This window comes from Streptomyces sp. NPDC057682 (assembly GCF_042799575.1).
Lineage (GTDB): Bacteria > Actinomycetota > Actinomycetes > Streptomycetales > Streptomycetaceae > Streptomyces.
Genome location: NZ_JBHVIN010000017.1, coordinates 70,589 through 95,958, shown reverse-complemented (window position 1 = coordinate 95,958; position 25,370 = coordinate 70,589). Strand labels below are relative to the sequence as shown.

Sequence of the window (25,370 nt, the reverse complement as noted above, 5' to 3'; positions counted from 1 at the left end):
GTCACGGGCGTCCCCGGCAGCCATCGGTCCGCCGTAGGATGGTGTCCATGGCTAAGACCGGTACGACGACCCAGGGGCTGCGCGCGGCGATCGAGCGCAGCGGCTACTACCCGGCCCTCGTGGCCGAGGCGGTGGAGGCCGCCGTGGGCGGTGAGCCGGTCGCCTCGTACCTGGTGCACCAGGAGACGACGTTCGACTCCAACGAGGTGCGCCGGCACGTCACGGTCCTGGTGCTCACGGACACCCGCTTCATCGTCAGCCACACCGACGAGCAGAACGCGGACACCAGCTCCCCCTCGCCGTACGCCACCACCTCCACCGAGTCGGTCAAGCTCGACCGGATCTCCTCGGTCGTGGTCAGCCGCGTCGTCGCCAACCCCGAGAAGTACGTCGCGGGCACCCTGCCCCGCGAGGTCGTCCTGACCATCGGCTGGGGCGCGGTCTCCCGGATCGACCTGGAGCCCGCCGCCTGCGGCGACCCCAACTGCGAGGCCGACCACGGCTACACCGGCAGCTCCACCGCCGACGACCTGAGCCTGCGGGTCAGCGAGGCCGGCGACGGCCCGGACACCGTGCGCCAGACGCTCGCCTTCGCCCAGGCGCTCTCCGAGGCCACCGCCGCGACGGCGGCCGGCCGCTGATGGCCCAGCCGGCCTGGCAGGACCCCGTCCTGCTGTCCGTCGACAGCGCCCCCGTACCGGAGTACGGCGGCGGATCGCTCGCCGATCTGCTGCCCACGCTCGTCGCGGGCCAGGAGGTCCCCGGGTTCACCGCCGCGATCCCCGAGCTGACCCCCGCCGACCGGAACTGCGTGTTCCTGATCGACGGCCTCGGCTGGGAGCAGATCGGGGCCCACCCCGATGAGGCCCCCTTCCTGCACTCCCTGCTGCCCAGCTCGCGCGGCGGCACCGGCCGCCCGATCACCGCGGGCTTCCCGGCCACCACCGCGACCTCGCTCGCCTCCGTCGGCACCGGTCTGCCGCCGGGCGAGCACGGCCTGCCCGGATACACGGCGCGCAACCCGGAGACCGGCGAGCTGATGAACCAGCTCCGCTGGAAGCCGTGGACCCCGCCCAGGGCCTGGCAGCCCCACCCGACGGTCTTCCAGCTCGCCGACGCCGCCGGCGTGCGCACCGCACAGGTCTCCGCCCCGGCCTTCGAGCAGACCCCGCTGACCAAGGTCGCGCTCAGCGGCGGCTCCTTCCTCGGCCGGCTCGCCGGCGAGGAGCGGATGGACGTCGCCGCCCAGCGGCTCGCCGCCGGGGACCGCTCGCTCGTCTACACCTACTACAGCGAGGTCGACGGCGCGGGGCACCGCTTCGGGGTGGACTCCGACGCCTGGCGCGGACAGCTGATGTACGTGGACGGGCTGGCCCGGCGCCTGGCCGAGCAGCTGCCGCCGCGCTCCGCGCTCTACATCACCGCCGACCACGGCATGATCGACATCCCGTTCGACGAGCACTCCCGGATCGACTTCGACGAGGACTGGGAGCTGCGCGCGGGCGTCGCGCTCCTCGGCGGCGAGGGCCGTGCCCGTCACGCGTACGCCGTCCCGGGCGCGGAGGCGGATGTGCTGACCGTCTGGCGCGAGGTGCTCGGCGAGCAGTTCTGGGTGGCGAGCCGCGAGGAGGCCGTCGCCGCGGGCTGGTTCGGTCCGCGCGTCGACGAGCGGGTCCTCGGCCGGATCGGCGACGTGGTGGCGGCGGCCCGGGACGATGTGGTGATCACCGCCTCCGTCAACGAGCCGCACGAGTCCGCGATGGTCGGGATGCACGGCTCCATGACCCCCGTCGAGCAGTTCGTCCCCCTGCTCGAAGTACGCTCGTAGACTGCCGTCCGGCCCCTTCTTCCCTCCCTCCCGAAAGGTCATAGCCCCCTCATGCCCGAGCTTGTGTTCTTCTCCGGAACGATGGACTGCGGAAAGAGCACGCTGGCCCTCCAGATCGGGCACAACCGCTCGGCCCGCGGACTCCAGGGCGTGATCTTCACCCGGGACGACCGGGCGGGGCAGGGGAAGCTCTCCTCCCGGCTGGGCCTGGTCACCGAGGCCGTCGAGGCGGCCGAGGGCATGGACCTGTACGCCCACCTCGTCGACCAGCTCTCCCGGGGCGGCAGGGCCGACTACGTCATCGTCGACGAGGCGCAGTTCCTCGCCCCCGAGCAGATCGACCAACTGGCCCGTGTCGTGGACGATCTGGGCCTCGACGTCTTCGCCTTCGGCATCACCACCGACTTCCGGACCCGGCTTTTCCCCGGCTCCCAGCGCCTGATCGAGCTGGCCGACCGGATAGAGGCGCTCCAGGTGGAGGCGCTGTGCTGGTGCGGCGCCCGCGCCACCCACAACGCCCGCACCGTCGGCGGCCGGATGGTCGTCGAGGGCGCCCAGGTCGTGGTCGGCGACGTCAACCGCCCGGCCGAGGACATCGGGTACGAGGTGCTGTGCCGCAGCCACCACCGCCGCCGGATGACCAGCGCGTCGGCCCGCGCGGGCGCGCTGTCACCGGATGTGCTGCCGGTCAATACCCCCTGAATCCACCGGACTTCCTCAGCGATTGGGCCGATCACCCGCGACGGTGCGGGAGTTGCCCTATGTTGCTTGCGTGAAACCGCTGACCTCCCAGGACCCGGCCCGCATCGGCCCGTACCGACTGATCGCCCGGCTGGGCGAGGGAGGCATGGGCCTGGTCTATCTCGGCCGGTCCGACGCCGGACGGACGGTGGCGGTCAAGGTCGTCCAGGCCGAGTACGCGGGGAACCAGGAGTTCCGCAGGCGCTTCGCCCGCGAGGTGACCGCCGCGCGCCGGGTCGGCGGCGAGTGGACCGCCGAGGTGCTGGACGCCGATCCGGAGGCCGAGGTCCCGTGGGTGGCCACGCGGTACGTTCCCGGACCCGATCTGAGCACCGTCGTCGGCAAGGACTACGGACCGCTGCCCGAGCACTCGGTCCTGGTCCTCGCCAACCGGCTGGCCCTGGCCCTGCGGGCGGTGCACGAGGCGGGGCTCATCCACCGCGACCTCAAGCCGTCGAACGTCCTCGTCACCGTCGACGGGCCGCGCGTCATCGACTTCGGCATCGCGCGGGCCATGGACAGCCTCGCCGGGGACAGCCTGCACACCCGCACCGGCATGCTGATCGGCTCCCCGGGCTTCATGTCCCCCGAACAGGTCCGCGGCCGGGAACTCACCCCGGCGAGCGATGTCTTCTGCCTCGGCGCGGTCCTCGTCCACGCGGCCACCGGACGGCTGCTCTTCGGCGCCGCCGACACCGGTCTGCCCGCCCATCTGTTCAAGATCGCCGAGGACGAGCCGGATCTCACCGGAGTGCCCGCCTCCCTCCTCGGTCTCGTACGCGCCTGTCTGGCGAAGGACCCGGCCGCGCGGCCCACACCGCAGGAGATCGCCGACCGGACCGCACAGGAGTCCCCGGAGGAGTGGCTGCCCGGCGCGGTCCTGGCCCAGCTCGGACGGCACGCGGCCGGGCTCCTCGACTTCGCTCCGGAGCAGCCCGCGGACACCCCGGCCCCGCAGCCCGTCCCGCTGGTGAAGGACGCCGCGCCGCAGCGGGTGCCCTCGCCGCCCGCCCACGCACCGACCGTCCCCGCGCCGTTCGGCGCGCCGCAGGGGTTCGGGCCGCCGACGCCCCCGGCCCACTGGACGGGATTCCCGGCCCCCGCCCCGGACGGCGACGCCGCGCCGCCGCACCCGCACCGCTGGTGGGGGCTGGTGGTGATCACCCTGGCCCAGCTCCTGGTCCTGTTCGACCTCATGTCCTTCAACCTGGCGGCCCCGGCCGTCCAGGCCGATCTGGGCATGCGCACCGACGGACTGAGCCCGCTGTACCTCGCGTACACGCTCGCCTTCGGCGGTCTGCTGATCATGGGCGGGCACCTCGCCGACCGGATCGGCCGCCGGCGCACCTTCGTCATCGGGCTCGTCGGATGCGTGCTCGCCTCGGGGCTCGGCGGGCTCACCGGGGGCGAGGGACCCCTGATCCTCGCCCGGTTCCTCCAGGGGGCCTGCGCCGCGCTGCTGACCCCGTCGGCGCTGGCCCTGGTCACGAGCGGATTCACCGATACGAGGGAACGGCACCGCGCTCTCGGGGTCTACGCCGCGACCGCCGCGGGCGGTTCGGCCGTCGGCGTCCTCGCCGGAGGATGGATCATCGAATCCGCGAACTGGCGCGTCTGCCTGTTCGCGGCGGCCCTCCTCGCCGTCGTCACCCTGATCGCCGCGGTCCCCCTGGTCCACGAACGCCCCGAACCCCCGAAGCCCCCGCTGGACACGGGCGGGATCCTGCTCGGCACCGCAGCCCTCGCCGCCCTCGGCTACGGACTCGCCCAGGCGGACGCGCACGGCTGGACCGACCCGCTGATCCTGGCCGCCCTGACCTCGGGCGTGCTGCTGCTCGTCGCCTACCTGGTGTGGCAGGCCGGACGGACCGACACCTTCCCCGAGGCGTCGCCCGCCACCGGACTCGACCGGGCCGGCTCCTTCCTCACCCTGGCCCTGGCCGGCTGCGGGACCATGGCCGCGCTCTCGGCCTGCGACTACTACCTGCTCGGTGTCGTGGGCTTCAGTCCCGCCACGGCCGGCGCCGCCTTCCTGCCACTGGCCGCCGGCGCCGTCGTCGGGGCCACCCAGGTGGCCGCCCGGCTGATGCCCCGCGTCGCACCCCGCGTTCTGATCATCGGCGGTCTGCTGGCCACCGCGCTCGGCCTGGTCCTGATGACCCGGCTCGACAGCGGCGGTGCCTACGCCGACGTCCTGCCCGGCCTCGTCCTCGTCGGGTTCGGCGGCGGACTCGCCCTCATGCCGCTGCTCGCCACCGCGACGGCCGCCGGCGGTCCCGGGCGCTCGGGCGTACGCGCCGGGACGGTCACGGCCGGCCAGAACCTGGGGTCCGTGCTCGGCAGCGCGCTGACGGCGGCGGTTCTCGCCGCCGAGATCGGACGGGTGACCTCGCCGGACGGGGTGACCACGGCCGTTCTGCGCGCCTACACCACGGGTCTGTGGTGGGCCGTCGGCGCGCTGCTGCTCGCCTGCCTGACCGCCGGACTGATGATCGGCGCCCCGGCGGCGCGGCCCGCGGGACAGGCCCCGGGCCGCTGACCGCTCGCTTCAGGGACGCTCCGACCGCACGATCGTGAAGACCGCGCCCTCCGGGTCGGCCACCGTGGCCACCCGGCCCGCGGACCCGTCCCGCGGCTGCTGGAGGACATGGCCGCCCAGCTCCACCACGTGCCGCGCGGCCTCGTCGGTGTCCGCGACCTCGAAGTACGTCATCCAGTGCGGACCCCGGTCCCGGGGGAGGGCGTTGCCGACCCCGTGCAGCGAGGCCACCGGGCGCCCGCCCAGGTGCAGGGTCTGGTAGTCGAAGTCGGCCGAGACGACCGCCTCGGTCTCGTAGCCGAAGACCGTCTGGTAAAACTTCGCGACCGTCGACGTCTCCCGGGTGACCAGTTCGTTCCAGACCGGGGTGCCGGGTGCCCCGGTCTGCGCCGTACCGGCGTGGGAACCGGCCTGCCAGATCCCGAAGACGGCCCCGCACGGATCGGACGCCACCGCCATCCGGCCCGCCTCGCCGGCGTCCAGCGGGCCCACCCCCACCGTGCCGCCGCAGGACCGGATCGCCTCGGCCGTGGCATCGGCGTCGTCGGTGGCCAGATAGGTCGTCCAGGCGATCGGCAGGTGCCGGTCGGGCGAGAGCAGTCCCAGCCCCGCCACCTCCTTGCCGTCGCTCAGCGCCCGGACGTACGGGCCGAGCTGCTCGGGCCCGGGGCCGTACTCCCAGCCGAAGAGTTCGGTGTAGAAGGTCTGGGTGGTGTGCAGGCCGTGCACGATCAGACTGACCCAGCAGGGCGTTCCCGGTGTCCGTCGGGCGGCAGCCTCGGTCATCGTCACTCTCTCCTCCGACCATCGTGGTGGCCGTACGGGGGGATCGGGGCCGGCGCGCCGTTGTGCGGTACGGGATGTGTACGCCCCGTGAAGATGCTCGCACCACCGGACGCGTGATGCGCCCCGGCCGCGCCGCCGGCACCGCGATCTCGACGGAGGAGATCCGGATGGGGGCGGTGAAGCCGTTTCGGCGTGGTTACGGGCGGGCCGGTCGCTGCGCGAGGATGGCCGGTATGAAGCCCATCATCTCCGCATCCGCATGTGCGAGCGAGTCGGCGGGGCCACGTCCGCCGGTGCTCCTGGACGTACGTTGGCAGCTGGGCGGGCCGCACGGCCTGCCCGACTACGAGGCCGGTCATCTGCCCGGCGCGGTCTTCGTCGACCTGGACGCCGAACTCGCCGGTCCGGCCGGTGACGGCGGACGCCATCCACTGCCCGATCCGGAGGCGTTCGGCGCGGCGATGCGGCGCGCGGGCGTCCGCCGGGACAGTGCCGTGATCGTGTACGACGGCGGGCTCGGCTGGGCCGCGGCCCGTGCGTGGTGGCTGCTGCGCTGGACGGGGCACCGGGACGTCCGGGTACTGGACGGCGGGCTCGCCGCCTGGACCGGCGAGCTGTCCAAGGAGACCCCGGAGCCCGCCGAGGGCGACTTCGTGCCCGTACCGGGCTCCATGCCGCTGCTGGACGCGGACGGCGCGGCGGCGCTCGCCCGTTCCGGTCTGCTGCTCGACGCCCGCGCCGCCGAGCGGTACCGGGGCGAGGTGGAGCCGATCGACCGGGTGGGCGGCCACATCCCGGGCGCGGTCTCCGCGCCCACCACGGAGAACACCGACGCAGACGGACGCTTCCTGGACGCGGACGCCCTGGACGCCCGGTTCCGTGCCGTGGGTGCCGAGGGGGACGGTACGGAGATCGGTGTCTACTGCGGCTCCGGGGTCTCCGGCGCCCACGAGGTGCTGGCCCTGGAGATCACCGGCCGCCCCAGCGCGCTCTACGCCGGCTCCTGGTCGCAGTGGTCGGCCGACGAGTCCCGCCCGGTCGCCACGGGACCCGATCCCCAGTAGGGGAGCGCCGGAACCGTACCGGGCGGCACGGTTCCGCGCGGGCAGCCGACAAAGGCCCGTACGCCGCTGCGTACGGGCCCTCGTCATGCTGCGGTCACCCGGTCCCTCAGTCCTGCTTCTTGCGGCGCGTGCCGAAGACGATCTCGTCCCAGCTCGGCACCGCGGCCCGGCGGCCCGGACGGACCCCGTCGGCCTCGGCCTGCCGGTCGGTCGTCCCGGTGAGCCGGTCGCGGTGACCGGCGACCGCGCGCGGCATCAGCACGTCCGCGTACGCGGCGCCCGCGCCGGCGGACGCGGCGGGCGGTTCCTCCGCCTCGGGCTCCTGCACGGGGGCCGGTTCGAGGGCGGGCGGCTCGGGCGGAGCCGGGCGCTCGGGGACGACCATGTCGCCGCGGAAGCTGGGCACCGCCTCCAGCAGGCTGGTCAGCGAGTCCCGCTCGCTCGCGGTGACCCCGCCGACGCGCTCCTCCGGCTCAGGGGGAGGCGGCGGAGCGGGGCGCTCCATCTGGCGGTCCAGGGCGCGGTCCAGCGGCCGGTCACGGGGCAGCCGGGCGATCCGGGGGACGAACGGGAAGCTGGGCTCGGGCGCGGCGACGTCGTCCGTCTCGCCGATCAGCGAACGGGCCTCGTCGTCGACGGCCTGGACGAGCCGGCGCGGCGGGTCGTAGGTCCAGCTCGCCGAGTGAGGTTCGCCGGCGACCCGGTACACCAGCAGGACCTCCCAGGTGCCGTCGTCACGGCGCCAGGAGTCCCACTGGACGGTTTCCTTGTCGGCGCCGCGCAGCAGGAGCCGTTCCTGCACCGCCTCGCCGAGCTGGGGGCCGGTGTTCTCGCCGGGACGGCGCACGGGAGTCTTCCGGGCGCGCTCGGCCATGAAGGCGCGCTCCGCGAGCACGGGGCCCTCGAAGCGGCGGACACGGTCGACCGGGATCCCGGCGAACTGGGCGACCTCCTCCGCGGAGGCGCCGGCTCGTATCCGGGCCTGGATGTCGCGGGGCCGGAGGTGGCTCTCCACCTCGATCTCGATCTGGCCGAGCCGGGCGCGGTCGTTGCGCACGGCGGCTCGCAGCCGCTCGTCGATCGGAAGCGTGTACTCCGTACTGTCCGCAGCTTTGAGCACCAGTCGTGTGCCGTCGTTGGAGACGGCCACGACACGCAGTTCGGGCATGGGGACCTCCCGGGTGGTGCCTGCCGACGTCACGTGCGTCGCTGCTTCCGCTAGTCGAGTGTGGCCTGCCCGGGTGCAGCCTGCCACAACATTGCCGTGTTGCCCGGCGTGTCGGGCGTGAGCCCGTGATCGCCGGTGTGACACGGTGACCTCTTCACGCGACACGCAGTGACCGATGGTCACTCCGCGTAGCTGGCCCCCGTGCGATGCCGCCGCGCCGCCGGATCGAGTGCCTCCTTCGGCCCCCTCCCGAAGGTTCCGGACATCCGCATGGGTGTCCGGCCCCAGGGCTCGCCACAGTACTCCATTAGGACCATGTGGGTGGACCGCCGCGCCGTCCAAGTTCTCGTCGGGCACGGGAGTTGGCGTACCCAGTTGGGGACGTGATGCCCGTCGTGCGTGTCCTGCTTCACAGAATCACCGTAAACGGAACTATCCGCTTCGCTCAATTGTCCCTTGTTGGTGCATGGTGGGAGCGATGTCAATCAAGGGCTGGAAATGGTGCAGAAGCCGGAAAGCGACATAGAACCCAAGGAAAGGCGGATCGATCTGAGCCTGCCCCAGGTGGCGGGCAGCGCGGTGGCGGCGGTGGCGGCGGCCGTCGCGGCGTCCCAACTGGGGGTCTACGGGACGATTATGGGCGCCGGGGTGATGAGCGTCGTGGCCACCTGCGGGGGCTCCGTCTTCCAGCACTTCTTCCGGCGCACGGGCGAGCAGATCCGCGAGGTGACCGTCCAGGTCAAGCACCCGGACCGCGAGGTGACGGTGCATACGCGCCAGACGCGCGACGCGGGTGACCCGGACGCGGAGTGGGAGACGGCCGGTACGCGGATCGCCCTGCGCGAGGCGGCCGCGTCCGCCCCGACCACCGCGATCCCGCGCCCGGCGGACGCCACGACGGTACTGGGCCGCGTGGACCCCGCCGACGCCGACGCCACGCGGGCGCTGCGCCGGGTCGATGCCACGACCGTGCTGCGGCAGGTTCCCGCCGACGCGGAGCGGACCCGGCAGCTGCGCGCGGTGGACGGCACCCGGCCGCTCGCCGTCGCCCCCGCGGACCAGGACGACGCCTTCTCCTCGGCGACCACGCACGGCACCCGGATCCGGGGCTGGAAGCGTTCGGCTCTCGGCGCCGCCGTGGTGTTCGTCGTCGCCATGGTCGGGATCACCACCTTCGAACTGCTCTCCGGCAACGACCTGAGCGGTGGTCAGGGCACCACCGTCGGCTCGGTCGTGCGCGGCGAACGCGGATCGGGCGGATCCACCGATCCGCAGCCGACCCCCGGAACCGGCACGGACCGCGACGCCACCACCCCGGCCGGGGACGGCTCCCCGGCGCCCACCGCACCGCGGGACGGGGGGAGCACCCGCCCTGGCCCGCGCGACAGCGGCGCCGCCACCGACGCGCCGACGCCCACCCCGGCCCCGTCGGACGGCACGGGCAGCGGCACCGGCGGTGGCGCTCAGCCGTCCGCCACCCCCACCCCGTCGGCCACCGGCGACGGCGCGTCCCCCGCGCCCTCGGACGCCGGCAGCGCCCCCGCGCAGGAGGGCGACCCGGCCACCGGCGACACCGGCCGCTGAACCCGCGGCCCCCGCGCATGGATCGGCCCCCGCCCGGAGATTCCGGGCGGGGGCCGATCCATGCGCGGGGTGACGGGGGAGGGGTCAGTCGCCCAGCACCCGGCGCAGATAGTCGTTGGCGAACAGACGGTCCGGGTCCAGCCGGTCCCGTACCGCGGTGAACTCGCCGAAGCGCGGGTACACCCCGGACAGGTACGCGGCGTCCCGGGTGTTGACCTTGCCCCAGTGCGGACGGCCGGCGTGCGCGGTCATGATCCGCTCGACCGCCGTGAAGTAGGCCTGGTACGGGGTGCCCCGGTACAGGTGCACGGCGATGTAGGCGCTGTCCCGGCCCGAGGCCGTGGAGAGCGCGATGTCGTCCGCCGGGGCCGTGCGCACCTCCACCGGGAAGCTGATCCGCAGCGGCGAGCGCTCCACCATCGCCTTGAGTTCGCGCAGCGCCTCCACGGCGGCCTCGCGCGGCAGGGCGTACTCCATCTCCACGAACCGGACCCGGCGCGGACTGGTGAAGACCTTGTAGGGGATGTCGGTGTACGTGCGCGCGGACAGGGCGCGGCTGGAGACCCTGGCGATCGAGGGGATCGTGGCGGGGACCGCCCGGCCGAGCGAGCAGGCGACCTGGAAGACGCCGTTGGAGAGGAACTCGTCCTCGATCCAGCCGCTGATCCGCCCGGGAGGAGCCGCGGGACCGGCGCTGCGGTTGTTGCGCTTGGTGTTGGTGTTGCCGGTGTGCGGGAACCAGTAGAACTCGAAGTGCTCGTTCTCCGCGACCAGCTCGTCGAAGTCGGACGTGACCCGGTCGAAGGTCATCGGCTCCTCGCGGGCGGTCAGCAGGAAGACCGGCTCCACGGCGAAGGTGATCGCCGTGATGACGCCCAGCGCGCCGAGCCCGATCCGGGCCACGGCGAAGACCTCGGGGTTCTCGGTCTCCGAGCAGGTCAGCACCGTACCGTCGGCGGTGACCAGCTCCAGGGCGCGGATCTGCGCCGATATGGACGCCGAGTCGCGGCCGGTGCCGTGCGTCCCGGTCGAGGTCGCCCCGGCGACCGTCTGCTCCATGATGTCGCCCATGTTGGTGAGCGAGAGGCCCTCGCGGGCCAGCGCCGCGTTCATCCGCTTCAGCGGGGTGCCGGCCTCGACCGTCACCGTCATCGCGTCCCGGTCGATCTCCCGGATGCCGGTGAGCAGATCGGGGCGGATCAGCAGTCCGTCGGTGGCCGCCGTCGCGGTGAAGGAGTGGCCGGTGCCGACCGGCTTCACCTTCAGCCCGTCCTCCGAGGCCCGGCGCAGCGCCTCGGACAGCTCGTCCACGGAGGCGGGGGACACGGTCCGTGCCGGACGGGCGGTGACGTTGCCCGCCCAGTTACGCCACGCGCTCGTCGTCGTCCGTGCGTAGGTGTCGGTCATCTTCCCCGCGCCCTTCCCTAGGAGCCGGTCCACTGAGCCGGCGGTACCCCAGGAACGCCACCGCGGCCGCGAGCGCTCCCGCCACGGCGGGCACCGCGTACCCCGCCTCCGCCCCGGAGGCGTCGACCACCCAGCCGGCGGCCGAGGAGCCGAGCGCCACGCCGACGGCGAGCCCGGTGCTGGTCCAGGTCATGCCCTCGGTCAGCCGGGCGCGGGGTACGTGCTGTTCGACGAGAGCCATGGTGGTCACCATCGTCGGTGCGACGAACAGGCCCGCGACAAAGAGCGCCACGGCCAGAAACGGAAGGTTCCCGGCCAGTTGGAGGGGGATCATACTCACGGCCATCGCACACACACCCACCAGCCATCGCGTGGACGGCTTCCCCCGCAGCCGAAGCAGGCCGAAGACCGCTCCGGCGAGGCACGAGCCCAGCGCGTACACGGCGAGGACCAGACTGGCCGCGGCCTTGTGCCCGAGCTCCTCGGCGAAGGCCACCGTCACCACGTCGACGGCCCCGAAGATCGCCCCGGTCGCCACGAAGGTGATCACGAGCACCTGGAGGCCGCGGGAGGAGAGCGCGGAGCCCGTGGTGTGCCGGGCCTGCGGATGCGGCACCGGCTCCGTGGACCGCTGAGCGGTCAGCCAGACCACGCCGACCAGCAGGAATCCGGCCGCTATCAGCGGCCCGGCCTCCGGGAACCAGGCGGTGGAGAGCCCGATCGAGATGATCGGGCCGAAGATGAAGCACACCTCGTCGACGATCGACTCCCACGCGTACGCGGTGTGCAGTCGCTGCGCCGAGCCCCGGTAGATCTCCGCCCAGCGGGCCCGGACCATCGATCCGACGCTGGGTACGCACCCCGCGCCCGCCGCGAAGACGAAGAGCGTCCAGTCCGCCAGCCCCTGCTGCGCGCAGACCAGCAGCCCCGTCACCGCCGCCAGCGCGACGAGCGTCGCCGGGCGCAGCACCCGGCGCTGTCCGTACCGGTCGACGAGCCGGGATATCTGGGGGCCGATGACCGCGGCCGACATGGCCAGCGTCGCCGAGAGCGCCCCGGCCAGCCCGTACCGGCCGGTCAGCTGGGACACCATGGTCACCACGCCGATGCCCATCATGGACAACGGCATCCGGCCGAGGAAACCGGCGGCGGAGAACGCCCGGGAGCCGGGTGCGGCGAAGATCGCGCGGTAGGGACTGGACAAGGGATCTCCGGAACGGCGTGGTCACGCGCGATGTCAGGGGTGAATGCGGCCGATACAGCTTACGGTCGCGGGCGACATGTCCGACAGTGGGTTTCCGGGCGGCACGGCCCGTCCCCGCGCGGCGGTCCCGGGTGGCCGGTGTCGGTGGAAACGGGGCGCGGGGCGGGTGGCAGGATCGGTGCCATGTCCGATGTGCGTGATCCCGCTCCCTACGACGCCCTGCTGCTGCTCTCCTTCGGAGGCCCCGAAGGACCGGACGACGTGGTTCCGTTCCTGGCGAACGTGACCCGCGGCCGGGGAATCCCCGAGGAGCGGCTCAAGGAGGTCGGCAAGCACTACTTCCTCTTCGGCGGCGTCAGCCCCATCAACGCCCAGAACCGGGCGCTGCTCGACGCCCTGCGCGAGGACTTCGCCGGCCACGGACTCGATCTGCCCGTGTACTGGGGCAACCGCAACTGGGCGCCCTACCTGACCGACACCCTGCGCGAGATGACCCGCGCCGGACACCGCCGCATCGCCGTCCTGGCCACCAGCGCCTACGCCTCCTACTCCGGCTGCCGCCAGTACCGCGAGAACCTCGCCGAGTCACTGGCCGCCCTGGAGGCCGAGGGGCTGTCCGTGCCCCGCGTGGACAAACTGCGGCACTACTTCAACCACCCCGGCTTCGTCGAGCCGATGGTGGACGGCGTCCTCGCCTCCCTCGCCGACCTCCCCGAGGACGTACGGGCCGGCGCGCACCTCGCGTTCACCACGCACTCCATCCCCACCTCGGCCGCCGACACCTCCGGCCCGGCCGAGGGGCACGGGGACGGCGGCGCCTATGTGGCCGAGCACCTGGACGTGGCCCGGCTGATCGTCGACGCCGTGGCCGACCGCACCGGCGTCACCCACCCCTGGAAGCTCGTCTACCAGTCGCGCAGCGGCGCCCCGCACATCCCGTGGCTGGAGCCCGACATCTGCGACCACCTGGAGGCCCTGCACGCCGACGGGGTCCCGGCCGTGGTGATGGCGCCCATCGGCTTCGTCTCCGACCACATGGAGGTCCTCTACGACCTCGACACCGAGGCCACCGCGAAGGCCGCCGAGCTGGGCCTGCCCGTCCGGCGCTCCGCGACCGTCGGCTCGGACCCCCGCTTCGCCGCCGCCGTCCGCGAGCTCGTGCTGGAGCGCGCCGCCACCGAGAGCGGCCGAAGCCCCGAGAGGTGCGCCCTCGGCAGCCTCGGGGCGAGCCACGATCTCTGCCCGGTCGGCTGCTGCCCCGCCCGAGCGCCCAAGCCGGCCGCCGCGGGTGCCGACAGCCCCTTCGCGTGACGCCTCCGCCACCGACCGCAGCCCCTCCTCACCCCTCCGGGAGCGCCGTGACCGACCCCCTGCTGTCCGAACTGCTCGACCTCGCCCTGGACGTCGCCCACCGGGCCGGTGCCCTGCTGCGCGACGGCCGCCCGGCCGACCTCGGCGTGGCCGCGACCAAGTCCAGCCCGGTCGACGTCGTCACCGAGATGGACATCGCCGCCGAGCAGCTGATCACCGGCTTCCTCACCGAGCGCCGCCCCCGGGACGGCTTCCTCGGCGAGGAGGGGGCCAGCTCCGAGGGGACCAGCGGGATCCGCTGGGTGATCGACCCGCTCGACGGCACCGTGAACTATCTCTACGGCCTGCCCACCTGGGCCGTCTCCGTCGCCGCCGAACGCGACGGGGAACGGGTCGTGGGCGTGGTGGAGGCCCCGATGCGCGGCGAGACCTACCACGCCGTCCTCGGTGGCGGCGCCCACGCGAGGGGCGGACCCTACGGGGACGGGGCCCGGCTGCGCTGCCGTCCGGCCCCGCCGCTCGCCCAGGCGCTCGTGTCGACCGGGTTCAACTACGTCGCCGACGTGCGCGCGCACCAGGCGGAGGTGGCCCGGGTCCTGATCCCGCGGCTGCGCGACGTCCGGCGCGGCGGCTCGGCCGCCATCGACCTGTGCGACGTGGCCGCGGGCCGCCTGGACGGCTACTACGAGCGCGGACTGCACCCCTGGGACCTGGCCGCCGGGGACCTGATCGCCCGGGAGGCGGGCGCGCTCACCGGCGGACGGCCCGGGGAGCCCGCCGACGGCGGACTGACCGTGGCCGCGTCACCGGGCGTCTTCGAACCCCTCCAGGCGCTGCTGGAGGACCTGGGAGCCTGGCACGACTGACCCGGGGGAGAGCCCGGCCGCCCGACGCGTCCCACCCCGTGTGTACGGGCCGTGGAGGGCCGCGGAACCGAGAAGGCCCCTCCGGTGCCTGTGGAGCACCGAGGGGCCTTCTCGTGACGGCTCAGACGCTGGTCGCGCCGATGTGTACGCCGTGCTCCGCCGCGAGGCGGTGGAGATCGTCCAGTTCGCTCTGTTCGACGTCGGCGAGGAAGTCGTCGCCCGTCTCGCGGGCTTTGGTGAGGTCGGACTCGGTGGTCTTGATGCGTTGCAGCAGACCTGCGGTGAAAGCGTCCATGAAGCGCCCCCTCATCGTGGGTCGGTGGCACGGGGGTGTGCCCGGGTTTCCCTCCGCCGAGGCGGTAGGGCGGGTGATCACGCAACTCTCCGGGGCCGGAGGGACCTGTGGCACGCCACATACAAGACGTGATCGCGGGTGTGCATTCGTCCTCCCCGGCCCGACCCTCAGAGAAACCTCAACTGGCCCGGGAATCCGTCGAATTCCCGGAAGCCGCAGGTGGGGCAGCGCCGTCTTACCGCCGGTTTATGCGTGTTCCGGGCAGGATGGAGCCGCACGCCACCTGTCCGGGCCCGCCCGTACGGGCCCGTGAACCCCGTGAAGCACTGAGGAAGGAAACGCCGTGCGCGTACTCGTCGTGGAGGACGAGCAGCTGCTCGCCGATGCGGTGGCCACCGGACTGCGCCGGGAGGCCATGGCCGTCGATGTCGTGTACGACGGTGCCGCCGCCCTGGAGCGCATCGAGGTCAACGACTACGACGTCGTCGTCCTGGACCGCGACCTCCCGCTGGTGCACGGCGACGACGTGTGCCGGCGGATCGTCGAGCTGGGCATGCCCACCAGGGTGCTGATGCTCACCGCGTCCGGGGACGTCAGCGACCGGGTGGAGGGCCTGGAGCTCGGCGCCGACGACTATCTGCCCAAGCCCTTCGCGTTCACCGAGCTGACCGCACGGGTCCGGGCCCTGGGACGCCGTACGACGGTGGCCCTGCCGCCCGTCCTGGAGCGCGCGGGCATCAAGCTCGACCCCAACCGCCGCGAGGTCTTCCGGGGCGGCCAGGAGGTGCAGCTCGCGCCCAAGGAGTTCGCCGTCCTGGAGGTCCTGATGCGCAGCGAGGGCGCCGTGGTCTCGGCCGAGCAGCTGCTGGAGAAGGCCTGGGACGAGAACACCGACCCGTTCACCAATGTGGTCCGGGTGACCGTCATGACTCTGCGGCGCAAGCTCGGCGAGCCGCCGGTGATCGTCACGGTGCCCGGCTCCGGCTACCGGATCTGAGGCCCGTGCCCACCGTCCCGCCGCCCGCGTCGGCGCCCCCCAAACCCACCTGGGAGCCCAAGCAGCAGGAGCCCCCGTACCCCTGGCTCCGGCCGACCATCCGGATACGGCTCACGCTGCTGTACGGCGGCATGTTCCTGATCGCGGGCATCCTGCTGCTGTCGATCATCTACATGCTGGCCGCCCAGGCCCTGCACGTGGGCAGCGAGCTGCCCTTCAAGATCGCCAACGGCCAGGTGACCAGCGAGATCTGCAACCTGCCGGAGAAGGCGTCCGCGGACGACTTCAACGCCGCGATGAACGCCTGCGTCAACCACCAGCGCCAGCAGGCGCTGGACACGCTCCTGAACAGATCGCTGCTGGCCCTGGTGGGCCTCAGCGTCATCGCCTTCGCCTTCGGCTACGCCATGGCGGGGCGGGTGCTCTCGCCGCTGGGCCGGATCACCCGCATCGCCCGGACCGTCGCCGGTACGGACCTGGCCCGGCGGATCGAGCTGGACGGGCCCGACGACGAGCTGAAGGAGCTGGCGGACACCTTCGACGACATGCTGGACCGGCTGGAGCGCGCGTTCACCGCGCAGCAGCGGTTCGTCGGCAACGCCTCGCACGAGCTGCGCACGCCGCTGGCGATCAACCGCACGCTGCTGGAGGTCCACCTCTCCGATCCGGAGGCGCCGCCCGAGCTCCAGCAGCTCGGCAAGACGCTGCTGGCCACCAACGAGCGCAGCGAGCAGCTCGTCGAGGGCCTGCTGCTGCTGGCCCGCAGCGACAACCAGATCGTCGAGCGCAAACCCGTCGATCTGGCCGAGGTGGCCTCCCGGGCTCTGGACCAGGCCCGGGGCGAGGCCGAGGCCAAGGGCGTGGAGATGCGGGCCGTGCTCGCTCCCGCGGTCGTCCAGGGCAACGGCGTCCTGCTGGAGCGGATCGCACTGAACCTCGTCCAGAACGCGGTGCGCTACAACGTCGCCGGGGACGGCTGGGTCGAGGTCACCACCGAGCTGCTGCCCGGCCAGGCCCTGATGGTCGTCACGAACACCGGGCCCGTGGTCCCGGCGTACGAGATCGACAACCTCTTCGAGCCCTTCAGACGGCTGCGTACGGAGCGCACGGGCAGCGACAAGGGGGTCGGTCTCGGCCTGTCGATCGCGCGGTCCGTCGCGCGCGCCCACGGAGGCCGTATCATCGCGGAGCCTCGCGAAGGCGGTGGTCTTGTGATGCGCGTCTCACTTCCCGTCTGAGAGGCCGGGCGAGGCGTCCGGCACACGCAGCAGTTTCGTTCGCTTTAAGCGGAATTTTCTGGACCGGCTCCCGAGCCGTTCCTGTGTGATCGATCACAGGAGCGATTTTCCGCCTGTCCACGCTCCGTGACGATGGATCCCGCGGAAATCCGGTGATAGCCGGGGTTTTCGGGGGCCCGCATCACGGGAAGTACACGGGGTGGCGCCCGTGAGCGGCACCAGCGGGACCGTGTACGGTCCCCATCGCCACCCAAACCGATCACTCTCGAGCGGTCCTTTTGGGTGTCGATTGAGTAACAGACCTTGATGTGAGGCAAAATCTCCGCCTCGGGTCGGGCACAAGTCCGGCCTCTCACGCGTTACGTGCGCTGAGACACCGCATACACCCAGAGGGGGAGAGCGACATGGCAACGGATTACGACACCCCACGCAAGACCGACGACGACGTCGACCAGGACAGCCTCGAAGAGCTCAAGGCCCGCCGGAGCGACAAGACGGCCTCCGCCGTCGACGTCGACGAATTCGACGCGGCCGAGGGCCTGGAGCTGCCCGGCGCCGACCTGTCCAACGAGGAACTGGCCGTCCGGGTCCTGCCCAAGCAGGCGGACGAGTTCACCTGCATGAGCTGCTTCCTCGTGCACCACCGCAGTCAGCTGGCCCGCGAGAAGAACGGCCAGCCGATCTGCCGCGACTGCGACTGAGGTCCGGTCGCCGTGACACGGGACTCACCGTTCCGGAAGCGGCGTCGCCGGCGCAGGACCGGAGAGCCGGAGGCGCGACAGGGCGGTACAGGCCCGGCAGAAGGCACAGCAGCCCCTGCCGAGCGGTCCGCCCTGCCACCCAGGCCCGACGAGCAGGACGACGACGGGCGGGGCCTGCCGGCCTCGCTCGAAGCGGTCGAGGCGGCCATCGCCGCGATCGAGGCCGATGCGGCCGACAGGGCCGAGCAGGCCGAGCGGACGGAGCCCGTGACCGGGGCAGGCCGTCTGACATCAGTGAAACGGGGCGTACGCAGGAGCGGGGAGAGTGCGAAGGCGGTGGTCGGCCATATCGCCGATCTGATCATCGACATCGCTCCCCGCGTTCCCGTGCGTGACCTCGACACCCTGCGCGCGCAGTTCCCGGGCCTGGGGCCCGAGGAGATCGCCGACCGGCTCATCGCCGGCGCGACCAGGGGCACCGCCACCGTCGGCGCCGGAATCGGCGCGGTGGCCATGATGCCCGTGCCTCCCGCCATGCTCACCGAGCTGGCGGCCGAGATCACCGGTGTGGCCGCGATCGAGATGAAGCTCGTCGCCGAGCTGCACGAGGTCTACGGACAGCGTCCGCCCGGCGGCCTCGGACGGCGTTCCACCGCCTACCTCACGTCCTGGACGGAGGAGCGCGGCATCGACATCGCCCAGCCCATGTCCGTGGACGCGGCGCTCGGCGGCCATATGAAGCGCGAACTGCGCCACCAGATCATGAAGCGCACCGTGCGCGACCTGCCGAACCTCATCCCGTTCCTGATCGGCGCGGCCGTCGGCGCGATGATGAACCGGCGCGACACCAGGAAGCTCGCCGAGCGCGTCCGCAAGGATCTGCGCAGCCGGCAGGTCCCCTGGGACCGCCTCACCGGGCTGCCGCCGCTGGAACGGCCCGAGACCCCGTACGAGGGCCTTCCCGGGGATACCGGGGGCCCCGGCACCGGGAAGGCCTGAGAGGGGCGTCAGGCCGCCGGAGCGGCCGCCCCGAGGGCCGCCGCCAGCTGCCGCGGCTGCCGCGTCGACAGATAGACGTACGGCGTGGGGTCCGCCGGATCCGTGACCGTCACCCGCACCGCCGTCGGGATGTAGCTGCGCAGCAGCATGAAGGCCCGGGTGTCCGCCTTGTACGAACGCCAGGCGCGCGCCTCCTCGCCGTCCAGCACCTCGGCCTCGCCGAGCGCCGACAGGGGGATCCGCGCGTCCCCCGCGACCAGGGCACCGGCCACCACCCGGATCCGGGCGGAGCCGTACGCGCTCACCGCGACCGCCGAAAGAGCCGTGCCGCCCGCGAGGCCGGCCAGCAGCGGAAGGGTGCCCAGCGGCAGCAGCATCAGCGCGCACGCGATACCGACCAGAACGGCGATGAACCACCACGAACGGGGTGCGGTGAGCCGTTCGTCGAACGGCGGGGTGGAGGGCTGCATGGATCCAAGCTTGGCACGGCGCGACCTGCGGGGAGCCGCGCGGGTAAGGTCTGCGCCTGTGAGTGGAACATCTGCGGCTCTGACGCCCCCCGCCGACGCGGTGAAACCGGTCCGGCACCCCGAAGCCCCGGCCCCCGGCGAACTGCTCGGCGCGCACTACGAACACTGTTTCGGCTGCGGCGACGGGCAGCCGCACGGGCTGCACCTCCAGGCACGGGCCGGAGAGGGCGTCTGCGTCACCGCGGAGTTCACCGTCCAGGCCGCCCACCAGGGTGCTCCCGGTCTCGCCCACGGCGGGGTGCTGGCCACCGCGCTGGACGAGACGCTCGGCTCGCTGAACTGGCTGCTGCGGGTGATCGCGGTGACCGGCCGGCTGGAGACCGACTTCGTCCGCCCCGTGCCCGTCGACACCGTGCTCTTCCTCGACGCGGAGATCACCGCCGTGCACGGCCGCAAGATCTACTCCCGGGCGACCGGCCGGATCGGCGGCCCCGACGGGCCCGTGGCGGTCCGCGCCGAGGCCCTGTTCATCGAGGTCAAGGTCGACCACTTCATCGAGAACGGCCGGCCGGCCGAGATCGAGGCGGCGATGGCCGACCCCGACCAGGTCAAGCGGGCCCGCGCCTTCGAGGTGAACCCCTGATGCGCCACCCCGTCGACGTGCTGATCCGCCGGGTCGACCCGGAGGTTCCCCTTCCGTCGTACGGACACCCCGGGGACGCCGGGGCCGACCTCGTGACGACCGAGGCCGCCGAGCTGGCACCCGGCGAGCGGACCGTACTCCCCACCGGGGTTTCGATCGCCCTTCCGGACGGGTACGCCGCGTTCGTGCACCCCCGGTCCGGCCTCGCCGCACGCTGCGGAGTCGCCCTGGTGAATGCCCCGGGGACGGTGGATGCCGGGTACCGTGGGGAGATCAAGGTGATCGTCATCAATCTCGATCCTCGCGAGACCGTGCGGTTCGAGCGGTTCGACCGGATTGCCCAACTGGTCGTGCAGCAGGTCGAGAAGGTGCGCTTCCACGAAGTGTCGGAGCTCCCCGGTTCGGCGCGGGCCGAAGGGGGCTTCGGGTCCACCGGCGGTCATGCCGCCGTTGATGTTGATGGCGTCCGGGGCGGGGTTCCCCAGGGCGGGAACGGCTACGCTTCGGTCGAATCCGACCGGGAAGGACAGTGACGTGTTCGGACGTCGCAAGAACAGTGGTTCCGCCGAGGACACGGCGGACGAGACGCGCGAGGCCGAGCAGGTCGTCGACGAGCAGGGTGACACCGAGGGCGCCTCGCGCCGGACGAACCTTCCGCCGGCGCCGCGCCCGGACGGCCCGTGGGACATCGGCGAGGTGTCCAAGCCCGGCGAGGGACGGGTCGACCTGGGCGGGATCTTCGTCCCCGGGGTCGAGGGCATGGAGCTGCGTGTGGAGGTCGCCGGCGACGCGATCGTCGCGGCCACCGTCGTGATGCGCGACAGCGCGATCCAGCTGCAGGCCTTCGCCGCCCCCAAGAAGGAGGGCATCTGGGGCGAGGTCCGCGAGGAGATCGCCGCCGGCATCACCCAGCAGGGCGGCATCATCGACGAGGTCGAGGGCCCGCTGGGCTGGGAGCTGCGCGCGCAGGTCCCCGTACAGCTCCCCGACGGGACGAACGGTGTGCAGCTGGTGCGCTTCGTGGGTGTCGACGGTCCCCGCTGGTTCCTGCGCGGAGTGATCTCCGGCCAGGGTGCCGTGCAGCCGGAGGCCGCGGGCCTGCTGGAGACGATCTTCCGGGACACCGTGGTCGTCCGCGGCGAGGGCCCGATGGCCCCGCGCGACCCGATCGTCCTCAAGCTCCCCAACGACGCCCAGATGGTGCCCGAGGGCGTGCAGCAGGAGGAGCAGGAGGGATCGCGGTTCTCCGGCGGCATGGCCGGTCTCCAGCGCGGTCCCGAGATCACCGAGGTGCGCTGACCCGCACCCTCCCGGTACACAGGCCGGTGGCCCGTACCCCCTCGTGGGGTGCGGGCCACCGGCCTTTTCGCATGCCCGGGGGAGGGGGACGGGGGAGTGGCGCGCGGGGGCGTGCGTATGGGGCGCGTATCGGGCACGTACGGACGCCGTCAAGGGCGCGTCCGTCTCCGTAAGGAAGGCATCAACGCAGGTCATGGCCGGGCCGGCGAGGGGTTTGCTCAGAGGGTCCCAACCCTCCGCACCTCATCCGGGAGCATCCGATGGCCGATCTGGCCTTCGTCGTCACCACGATCGCGGTCTTCGCGCTGGTGGCACTCGTCGCCAAGGGGGTGGCGAAGCTGTGAGCGCAGAGAACGTGGTCGGTCTCGTCGTCGCCGTGGCCCTGCTGGGCTATCTCGTCCTCGCCCTTCTGTATCCGGAGAGGTTCTAGTCCGATATGAGCCCCGTCCTCGCAGCCGTGCTCCAACTGCTCGCGCTGCTCGTGGCCCTGGCCCTGGCGTACCGCCCGCTGGGTGACCACATGGCCCGCGTCTACACCTCCACCCGCCATCTGCGGGTGGAGCGCTGGATCTACCGGGCCATAGGCGCCGATCCGGACACCCGGATGCGCTGGCCCGCCTACCTCCGCGGCGTTCTCGCCTTCTCCGCCGTGAGCGTCCTGTTCCTGTACCTGATGCAGCGGCTCCAGGGCGCGCTGCCCGGGTCGCTCGGCTTCTCCTCGATCGATCCGGACCAGGCGTTCAACACGGCCGCGTCCTTCGTCGCGAACACCAACTGGCAGTCGTACTACGGCGAGCAGGCCATGGGCCACGTCGTGCAGACCGGCGGACTCGCGGTGCAGAACTTCGTCTCGGCCGCCGTCGGCATCGCCGTGGCCGTGGCGCTCGTGAGGGGCTTCGCCGCCGCGCGCGGCGGCGAACTGGGCAACTTCTGGGCCGATCTGGTGCGCGGCACGGTCCGCGTGCTGCTGCCGATCGCCGTGCTCGGCGCGCTCGTGCTGGTCGCCTGCGGGGCGATCCAGAACTTCTCCGGGATCCACGAGGTAGGGCAGTTCACGGGCGGCTCGCAGCAGTGGAACGGCGGCGCGGTCGCCTCCCAGGAGGTCATCAAGGAGCTGGGCACCAACGGCGGCGGCTACTTCAACGCCAACTCGGCCCACCCCTTCGAGAACCCCAACGGACTCTCCAACCTCTTCGAGATCTTCCTGATCCTCGTCATCCCCTTCGCCCTGACCCGGACCTTCGGCCGCATGGTCGGCTCCCTCAAGCAGGGCTACGCGATCCTCGCCACGATGGGCGTCATCTGGCTCGGCTTCACCGCGCTGATGATGTGGACCGAGTTCTCCCACCACGGGCCCGCCTTCGAGATCGCCGGCGGGGCCATGGAGGGCAAGGAGAACCGGTTCGGCGTCGGGGGGTCGTCCCTTTTCGCCGTGGCCACGACGCTGACCTCGACGGGTGCGGTGAACTCCTTCCACTCCTCGTTCACCGGCCTCGGCGGCGGCATCACCATGCTCGGGATGCAACTCGGCGAGATCGCCCCCGGAGGCACCGGCTCCGGTCTCTACGGGATGCTGATCATGGCGGTCATCGCGGTGTTCATCGCCGGACTGATGGTCGGCCGCACCCCCGAGTACCTGGGCAAGAAGATCGGCACCCGGCAGATCAAGCTCGCCGCCTGCTACATCCTGATCACCCCGGCCCTGGTGCTCGGCTTCGCCGCCGCAGCGATGGCCCTGCCCACCCCGCCGCACTCCATGACCAACACCGGGGCGCACGGCTTCTCCGAGATCCTGTACGCCTACACCTCCGGCGCCAACAACAACGGCTCCGCCTTCGCCGGTCTCAACGCCGACACCCAGTGGTTCAACACCACGATCGGCCTCGCGATGCTCCTGGGCCGCTTCCTGCCCATGGTGTTCGTCCTGGCCCTGGCCGGTTCGCTGGCCGAGCAGCGGCCCGTACCGGCGACGGTCGGCACGCTCGGCACCCACCGCCCGCTGTTCAGCGGGGTGCTCGGCGCCACCGTCGTGATCGTCGCCGGACTGACCTACTTCCCCGCCCTCGCCCTGGGGCCGCTGGCCGAGGGGCTGGCGTCATGACCCTCCGTACGAAGCAGGAACACACCATGTCCGCAACCACTCCGGTCCGCGCACCGCACCGCGACACGGCGGCCGGGCCCGGTCCCGAAGGGCGCGTCGGCGCCGGGGCGTTCGACCCCCGGATGCTGGTAGCGGCCCTGCCCGACGCGATACGCAAGCTGGACCCCCGGGTGATGGTGACGTCACCGGTGATGTTCGTGGTGCTGGTCGGCTCGGTGCTCACCACCGTGCTCGCCGTACTGGACCCGACCGACTGGTTCGGCTGGGCGATCACCGCCTGGCTCTGGCTGACCACGGTCTTCGCCAATCTGGCCGAGGCGGTCGCCGAGGGCCGCGGCAAGGCCCAGGCGGACACCCTGCGCCGGGCCAGGACCGACACGGTCGCCCGCCGCGTCACCGCCGGCGGTGAGGAGGCGGTCGCCGGGACCGATCTGCGCGTCGGCGACCTGGTCGTCTGCGAGACCGGTGACGTCATCCCCGGCGACGGCGACGTCGTCGAAGGCGTGGCCAGCGTCGACGAGTCCGCCATCACCGGCGAGTCGGCCCCGGTCATCCGCGAGTCGGGCGGCGACCGCAGCGCCGTCACCGGCGGGACGAAGGTGCTCTCCGACCGGATCGTCGTCCGGATCACCACCAAACCCGGCGAGACGTTCATCGACCGCATGATCGCCCTGGTCGAGGGCGCCGCCCGGCAGAAGACGCCCAACGAGATCGCCCTGAACATCCTGCTGGCCTCCCTCACCGTCGTCTTCCTGCTGGCCGTCGTCACCCTCCAGCCCTTCGCGGTCTACGCCGGCAGCGAGCAGTCCATGATCGTGCTGGCCGCGCTGCTGGTCTGCCTGATCCCGACCACCATCGGGGCGCTGCTCTCGGCGATCGGCATCGCCGGCATGGACCGTCTGGTGCAGCGCAATGTGCTCGCCATGTCCGGGCGCGCCGTCGAGGCCGCCGGCGACGTGTCGACGCTGCTGCTCGACAAGACCGGCACCATCACCCTGGGGAACCGGCAGGCCGCCGAGTTCCTGCCGGTGGGCGGGGTCACGGAGGACGAACTCGCGGACGCCGCCCAGCTCTCGTCGCTCGCCGACGAGACGCCCGAGGGCCGGTCCGTGGTGGTGCTCGCCAAGGAGCGGTACGGGCTGCGCGAGCGGACCCGGGACGAACTGTCCGGCGCCCAGTGGGTGGAATTCACCGCCCAGACCCGGATGTCGGGCGTGGACCTCGACGGACGCCGCGTCCGCAAGGGAGCGGCCGGATCGGTCGTGGCCTGGGTGCGGGAGCGGGGCGGCGCGGTCTCCCCGGACGCCGAGGAACTCGCCGACCGCATCGCCCGCGCCGGCGGCACCCCGCTGCTGGTCGCCGCCGAGGACGGGCGCGGGGCCCGGGTCCTGGGCGTCGTCCACCTCAAGGACGTCGTCAAGGACGGCATGCGGGAACGCTTCGCCGAACTGCGCCGCATGGGCATTCGTACGGTCATGATCACCGGCGACAACCCGCTGACGGCGAAGGCCATCGCCGAGGAGGCCGGAGTCGACGACTTCCTCGCCGAGGCCACGCCCGAGGACAAGATGGCCCTCATCAAACGGGAGCAGTCCGGCGGCGGACTCGTCGCGATGACCGGGGACGGCACCAACGACGCCCCGGCGCTCGCCCAGGCCGATGTCGGCGTGGCCATGAACACCGGAACCTCGGCCGCCAAGGAGGCCGGGAACATGGTGGACCTGGACTCCGACCCCACCAAGCTCATCGAGATCGTGGAGATCGGCAAGCAGCTCCTGATCACCCGGGGCGCGCTGACCACGTTCTCCATCGCCAACGACGTGGCGAAGTACTTCGCGATCATCCCCGCGATGTTCGCCGCGGTCTACCCGGGCCTGGAGACCCTCAACATCATGGATCTGGCCTCGCCGCGCTCCGCGATCCTCTCTGCGGTGATCTTCAACGCGCTGATCATCGTGGCACTGGTGCCGCTCGCCCTCAAGGGCGTCCGCTACCGGCCCAGCGGCGCCGACGCGATGCTCCGCCGCAATCTCGGCGTCTACGGACTCGGCGGCCTGATCGCCCCGTTCATCGGCATCAAGATCATCGACCTGCTCCTCTCCCTCGTCCCCGGGATCGGCTGAACCGCC

At 72.4% G+C, this 25,370-nt stretch carries 24 protein-coding genes; 18 read left to right on the top strand and 6 right to left on the bottom strand.

The features are described from left to right. The first annotated feature begins 47 nt into the window (after nt 1-47). From ACFVDM_RS28595 to ACFVDM_RS28580, 4 genes are all read left to right on the top strand, one after another. Nucleotides 48-641, top strand: coding sequence for a DUF5998 family protein (locus ACFVDM_RS28595; protein ID WP_383646379.1), 594 nt, complete (start codon nt 48-50; stop codon nt 639-641). After that, nucleotides 641-1,828, top strand: a complete 1,188-nt coding sequence (locus ACFVDM_RS28590; RefSeq protein ID WP_383646375.1) for an alkaline phosphatase family protein — start codon at nt 641-643, stop codon at nt 1,826-1,828. The genes ACFVDM_RS28595 and ACFVDM_RS28590 overlap by 1 nt, the downstream gene beginning before the upstream one ends. Before the next feature lie 51 nt (nt 1,829-1,879). After that, nucleotides 1,880-2,530 carry a thymidine kinase gene (locus ACFVDM_RS28585; protein WP_383646372.1) on the top strand — a complete coding sequence of 217 codons (651 nt, stop codon included), beginning with the start codon at nt 1,880-1,882 and terminating at the stop codon, nt 2,528-2,530. A gap of 70 nt (nt 2,531-2,600) precedes the next feature. Then, nucleotides 2,601-5,108, top strand: coding sequence for an MFS transporter (locus ACFVDM_RS28580; protein ID WP_383646369.1), 2,508 nt, complete (start codon nt 2,601-2,603; stop codon nt 5,106-5,108). Nucleotides 5,109-5,117: 9 nt separating this feature from the next. On the opposite strand, the gene ACFVDM_RS28575 is transcribed toward ACFVDM_RS28580, so the two are convergent. After that, nucleotides 5,118-5,894, bottom strand: a complete 777-nt coding sequence (locus ACFVDM_RS28575; protein WP_383646365.1) for a VOC family protein — start codon at nt 5,892-5,894, stop codon at nt 5,118-5,120. Nucleotides 5,895-6,127: 233 nt separating this feature from the next. Between ACFVDM_RS28575 and ACFVDM_RS28570 the strand changes: the two genes are divergently transcribed. Continuing rightward, a complete protein-coding gene (locus tag ACFVDM_RS28570) occupies nt 6,128-6,958 on the top strand; it encodes a sulfurtransferase (RefSeq protein ID WP_383646362.1) in 831 nt (276 codons plus the stop codon). Nucleotides 6,959-7,064: 106 nt separating this feature from the next. Here ACFVDM_RS28570 and sepH read toward each other — a convergent pair whose 3' ends face one another. Continuing rightward, nucleotides 7,065-8,126, bottom strand: a complete 1,062-nt coding sequence (gene sepH, locus ACFVDM_RS28565; RefSeq protein WP_383646359.1) for a septation protein SepH — start codon at nt 8,124-8,126, stop codon at nt 7,065-7,067. Between the two features lie 498 nt (nt 8,127-8,624). Between sepH and ACFVDM_RS28560 the strand changes: the two genes are divergently transcribed. After that, entirely contained in the window at nt 8,625-9,710 is a 1,086-nt protein-coding gene (locus ACFVDM_RS28560) for a hypothetical protein (protein WP_383646356.1), read from the top strand. Between the two features lie 84 nt (nt 9,711-9,794). On the opposite strand, the gene ACFVDM_RS28555 is transcribed toward ACFVDM_RS28560, so the two are convergent. Together ACFVDM_RS28555 and ACFVDM_RS28550 are read right to left on the bottom strand one after the other, a co-directional pair. Next, nucleotides 9,795-11,117 (bottom strand): D-arabinono-1,4-lactone oxidase, encoded by a 1,323-nt coding sequence (locus ACFVDM_RS28555; RefSeq protein ID WP_383646353.1) that lies wholly within the window; start codon nt 11,115-11,117, stop codon nt 9,795-9,797. Then, nucleotides 11,074-12,321, bottom strand: coding sequence for an MFS transporter (locus tag ACFVDM_RS28550; RefSeq protein WP_383646350.1), 1,248 nt, complete (start codon nt 12,319-12,321; stop codon nt 11,074-11,076). The genes ACFVDM_RS28555 and ACFVDM_RS28550 overlap by 44 nt, the downstream gene beginning before the upstream one ends. Nucleotides 12,322-12,504: 183 nt before the next feature. Between ACFVDM_RS28550 and ACFVDM_RS28545 the strand changes: the two genes are divergently transcribed. Both ACFVDM_RS28545 and ACFVDM_RS28540 read left to right on the top strand, forming a co-directional pair. Beyond that, nucleotides 12,505-13,632: a ferrochelatase gene (locus ACFVDM_RS28545; protein ID WP_383646347.1), complete on the top strand. Its 1,128-nt coding sequence runs from the start codon at nt 12,505-12,507 to the stop codon at nt 13,630-13,632. Nucleotides 13,633-13,679: 47 nt separating this feature from the next. Beyond that, the gene (locus tag ACFVDM_RS28540; protein WP_383646343.1) at nt 13,680-14,498 is read left to right on the top strand and encodes an inositol monophosphatase family protein; all 819 of its coding nucleotides are present in this window, start codon (nt 13,680-13,682) and stop codon (nt 14,496-14,498) included. A gap of 121 nt (nt 14,499-14,619) precedes the next feature. Here ACFVDM_RS28540 and ACFVDM_RS28535 read toward each other — a convergent pair whose 3' ends face one another. Beyond that, entirely contained in the window at nt 14,620-14,793 is a 174-nt protein-coding gene (locus tag ACFVDM_RS28535; protein ID WP_383646340.1) for a hypothetical protein, read from the bottom strand. A gap of 343 nt (nt 14,794-15,136) precedes the next feature. Here ACFVDM_RS28535 and ACFVDM_RS28530 point away from each other — a divergent pair, with 343 nt between their 5' ends. The 4 genes from ACFVDM_RS28530 (at nt 15,137) to ACFVDM_RS28515 (ending at nt 18,728) form a co-directional block, all read left to right on the top strand. Then, complete coding sequence (locus ACFVDM_RS28530; RefSeq protein ID WP_383646337.1) at nt 15,137-15,790, top strand: response regulator transcription factor; 654 nt, start codon at nt 15,137-15,139, stop codon at nt 15,788-15,790. Between the two features lie 5 nt (nt 15,791-15,795). Further along, nucleotides 15,796-17,028, top strand: coding sequence for a sensor histidine kinase (locus ACFVDM_RS28525; protein WP_383646333.1), 1,233 nt, complete (start codon nt 15,796-15,798; stop codon nt 17,026-17,028). A 404-nt stretch (nt 17,029-17,432) separates the two neighbouring features. Beyond that, on the top strand, nt 17,433-17,729 hold the full coding sequence (locus ACFVDM_RS28520) for a DUF4193 domain-containing protein (RefSeq protein ID WP_003965732.1): 297 nt from the start codon (nt 17,433-17,435) through the stop codon (nt 17,727-17,729). Nucleotides 17,730-17,741: 12 nt separating this feature from the next. Further along, on the top strand, nt 17,742-18,728 hold the full coding sequence (locus ACFVDM_RS28515) for a hypothetical protein (RefSeq protein ID WP_383646330.1): 987 nt from the start codon (nt 17,742-17,744) through the stop codon (nt 18,726-18,728). Nucleotides 18,729-18,736: 8 nt separating this feature from the next. Here ACFVDM_RS28515 and ACFVDM_RS28510 read toward each other — a convergent pair whose 3' ends face one another. Continuing rightward, entirely contained in the window at nt 18,737-19,198 is a 462-nt protein-coding gene (locus tag ACFVDM_RS28510) for a DUF3093 domain-containing protein (RefSeq protein ID WP_383646328.1), read from the bottom strand. Between the two features lie 58 nt (nt 19,199-19,256). On the opposite strand from ACFVDM_RS28510, the gene ACFVDM_RS28505 reads away from it, so the two are divergent. The 6 genes from ACFVDM_RS28505 to kdpB all read left to right on the top strand — a co-directional run bounded on the left by ACFVDM_RS28505 (nt 19,257) and on the right by kdpB (nt 25,364). Further along, nucleotides 19,257-19,841, top strand: coding sequence for a PaaI family thioesterase (locus tag ACFVDM_RS28505; protein WP_383646325.1), 585 nt, complete (start codon nt 19,257-19,259; stop codon nt 19,839-19,841). Continuing rightward, nucleotides 19,841-20,374, top strand: a complete 534-nt coding sequence (gene dut, locus ACFVDM_RS28500; RefSeq protein WP_383646322.1) for a dUTP diphosphatase — start codon at nt 19,841-19,843, stop codon at nt 20,372-20,374. The genes ACFVDM_RS28505 and dut overlap by 1 nt, the downstream gene beginning before the upstream one ends. A gap of 1 nt (nt 20,375) precedes the next feature. Further along, nucleotides 20,376-21,140: a DUF3710 domain-containing protein gene (locus ACFVDM_RS28495; RefSeq protein WP_383646319.1), complete on the top strand. Its 765-nt coding sequence runs from the start codon at nt 20,376-20,378 to the stop codon at nt 21,138-21,140. Between the two features lie 340 nt (nt 21,141-21,480). After that, a complete protein-coding gene (gene kdpF, locus ACFVDM_RS28490; protein WP_383646317.1) occupies nt 21,481-21,570 on the top strand; it encodes a K(+)-transporting ATPase subunit F in 90 nt (29 codons plus the stop codon). Between the two features lie 6 nt (nt 21,571-21,576). Beyond that, on the top strand, nt 21,577-23,241 hold the full coding sequence (gene kdpA, locus ACFVDM_RS28485) for a potassium-transporting ATPase subunit KdpA (protein ID WP_383646314.1): 1,665 nt from the start codon (nt 21,577-21,579) through the stop codon (nt 23,239-23,241). Between the two features lie 26 nt (nt 23,242-23,267). Continuing rightward, on the top strand, nt 23,268-25,364 hold the full coding sequence (kdpB, locus tag ACFVDM_RS28480) for a potassium-transporting ATPase subunit KdpB (protein ID WP_383646311.1): 2,097 nt from the start codon (nt 23,268-23,270) through the stop codon (nt 25,362-25,364). The last annotated feature ends 6 nt before the right edge of the window (nt 25,365-25,370 follow it).

Coding starts and splice junctions, on each gene's coding strand:
- kdpA (WP_383646314.1), top strand. CDS start 21,577: ATGAGCCCCGTCCTCGCAGCCGTGCTCCAACTGCTCGCGCTGCTCGTG.
- ACFVDM_RS28520 (WP_003965732.1), top strand. CDS start 17,433: ATGGCAACGGATTACGACACCCCACGCAAGACCGACGACGACGTCGAC.
- ACFVDM_RS28590 (WP_383646375.1), top strand. CDS start 641: ATGGCCCAGCCGGCCTGGCAGGACCCCGTCCTGCTGTCCGTCGACAGC.
- ACFVDM_RS28560 (WP_383646356.1), top strand. CDS start 8,625: ATGGTGCAGAAGCCGGAAAGCGACATAGAACCCAAGGAAAGGCGGATC.
- ACFVDM_RS28545 (WP_383646347.1), top strand. CDS start 12,505: ATGTCCGATGTGCGTGATCCCGCTCCCTACGACGCCCTGCTGCTGCTC.
- ACFVDM_RS28595 (WP_383646379.1), top strand. CDS start 48: ATGGCTAAGACCGGTACGACGACCCAGGGGCTGCGCGCGGCGATCGAG.
- dut (WP_383646322.1), top strand. CDS start 19,841: ATGCGCCACCCCGTCGACGTGCTGATCCGCCGGGTCGACCCGGAGGTT.
- ACFVDM_RS28575 (WP_383646365.1), bottom strand. CDS start 5,894: ATGACCGAGGCTGCCGCCCGACGGACACCGGGAACGCCCTGCTGGGTC.
- ACFVDM_RS28585 (WP_383646372.1), top strand. CDS start 1,880: ATGCCCGAGCTTGTGTTCTTCTCCGGAACGATGGACTGCGGAAAGAGC.
- sepH (WP_383646359.1), bottom strand. CDS start 8,126: ATGCCCGAACTGCGTGTCGTGGCCGTCTCCAACGACGGCACACGACTG.
- ACFVDM_RS28570 (WP_383646362.1), top strand. CDS start 6,128: ATGAAGCCCATCATCTCCGCATCCGCATGTGCGAGCGAGTCGGCGGGG.
- ACFVDM_RS28510 (WP_383646328.1), bottom strand. CDS start 19,198: ATGCAGCCCTCCACCCCGCCGTTCGACGAACGGCTCACCGCACCCCGT.
- ACFVDM_RS28555 (WP_383646353.1), bottom strand. CDS start 11,117: ATGACCGACACCTACGCACGGACGACGACGAGCGCGTGGCGTAACTGG.
- kdpB (WP_383646311.1), top strand. CDS start 23,268: ATGTCCGCAACCACTCCGGTCCGCGCACCGCACCGCGACACGGCGGCC.
- ACFVDM_RS28535 (WP_383646340.1), bottom strand. CDS start 14,793: ATGGACGCTTTCACCGCAGGTCTGCTGCAACGCATCAAGACCACCGAG.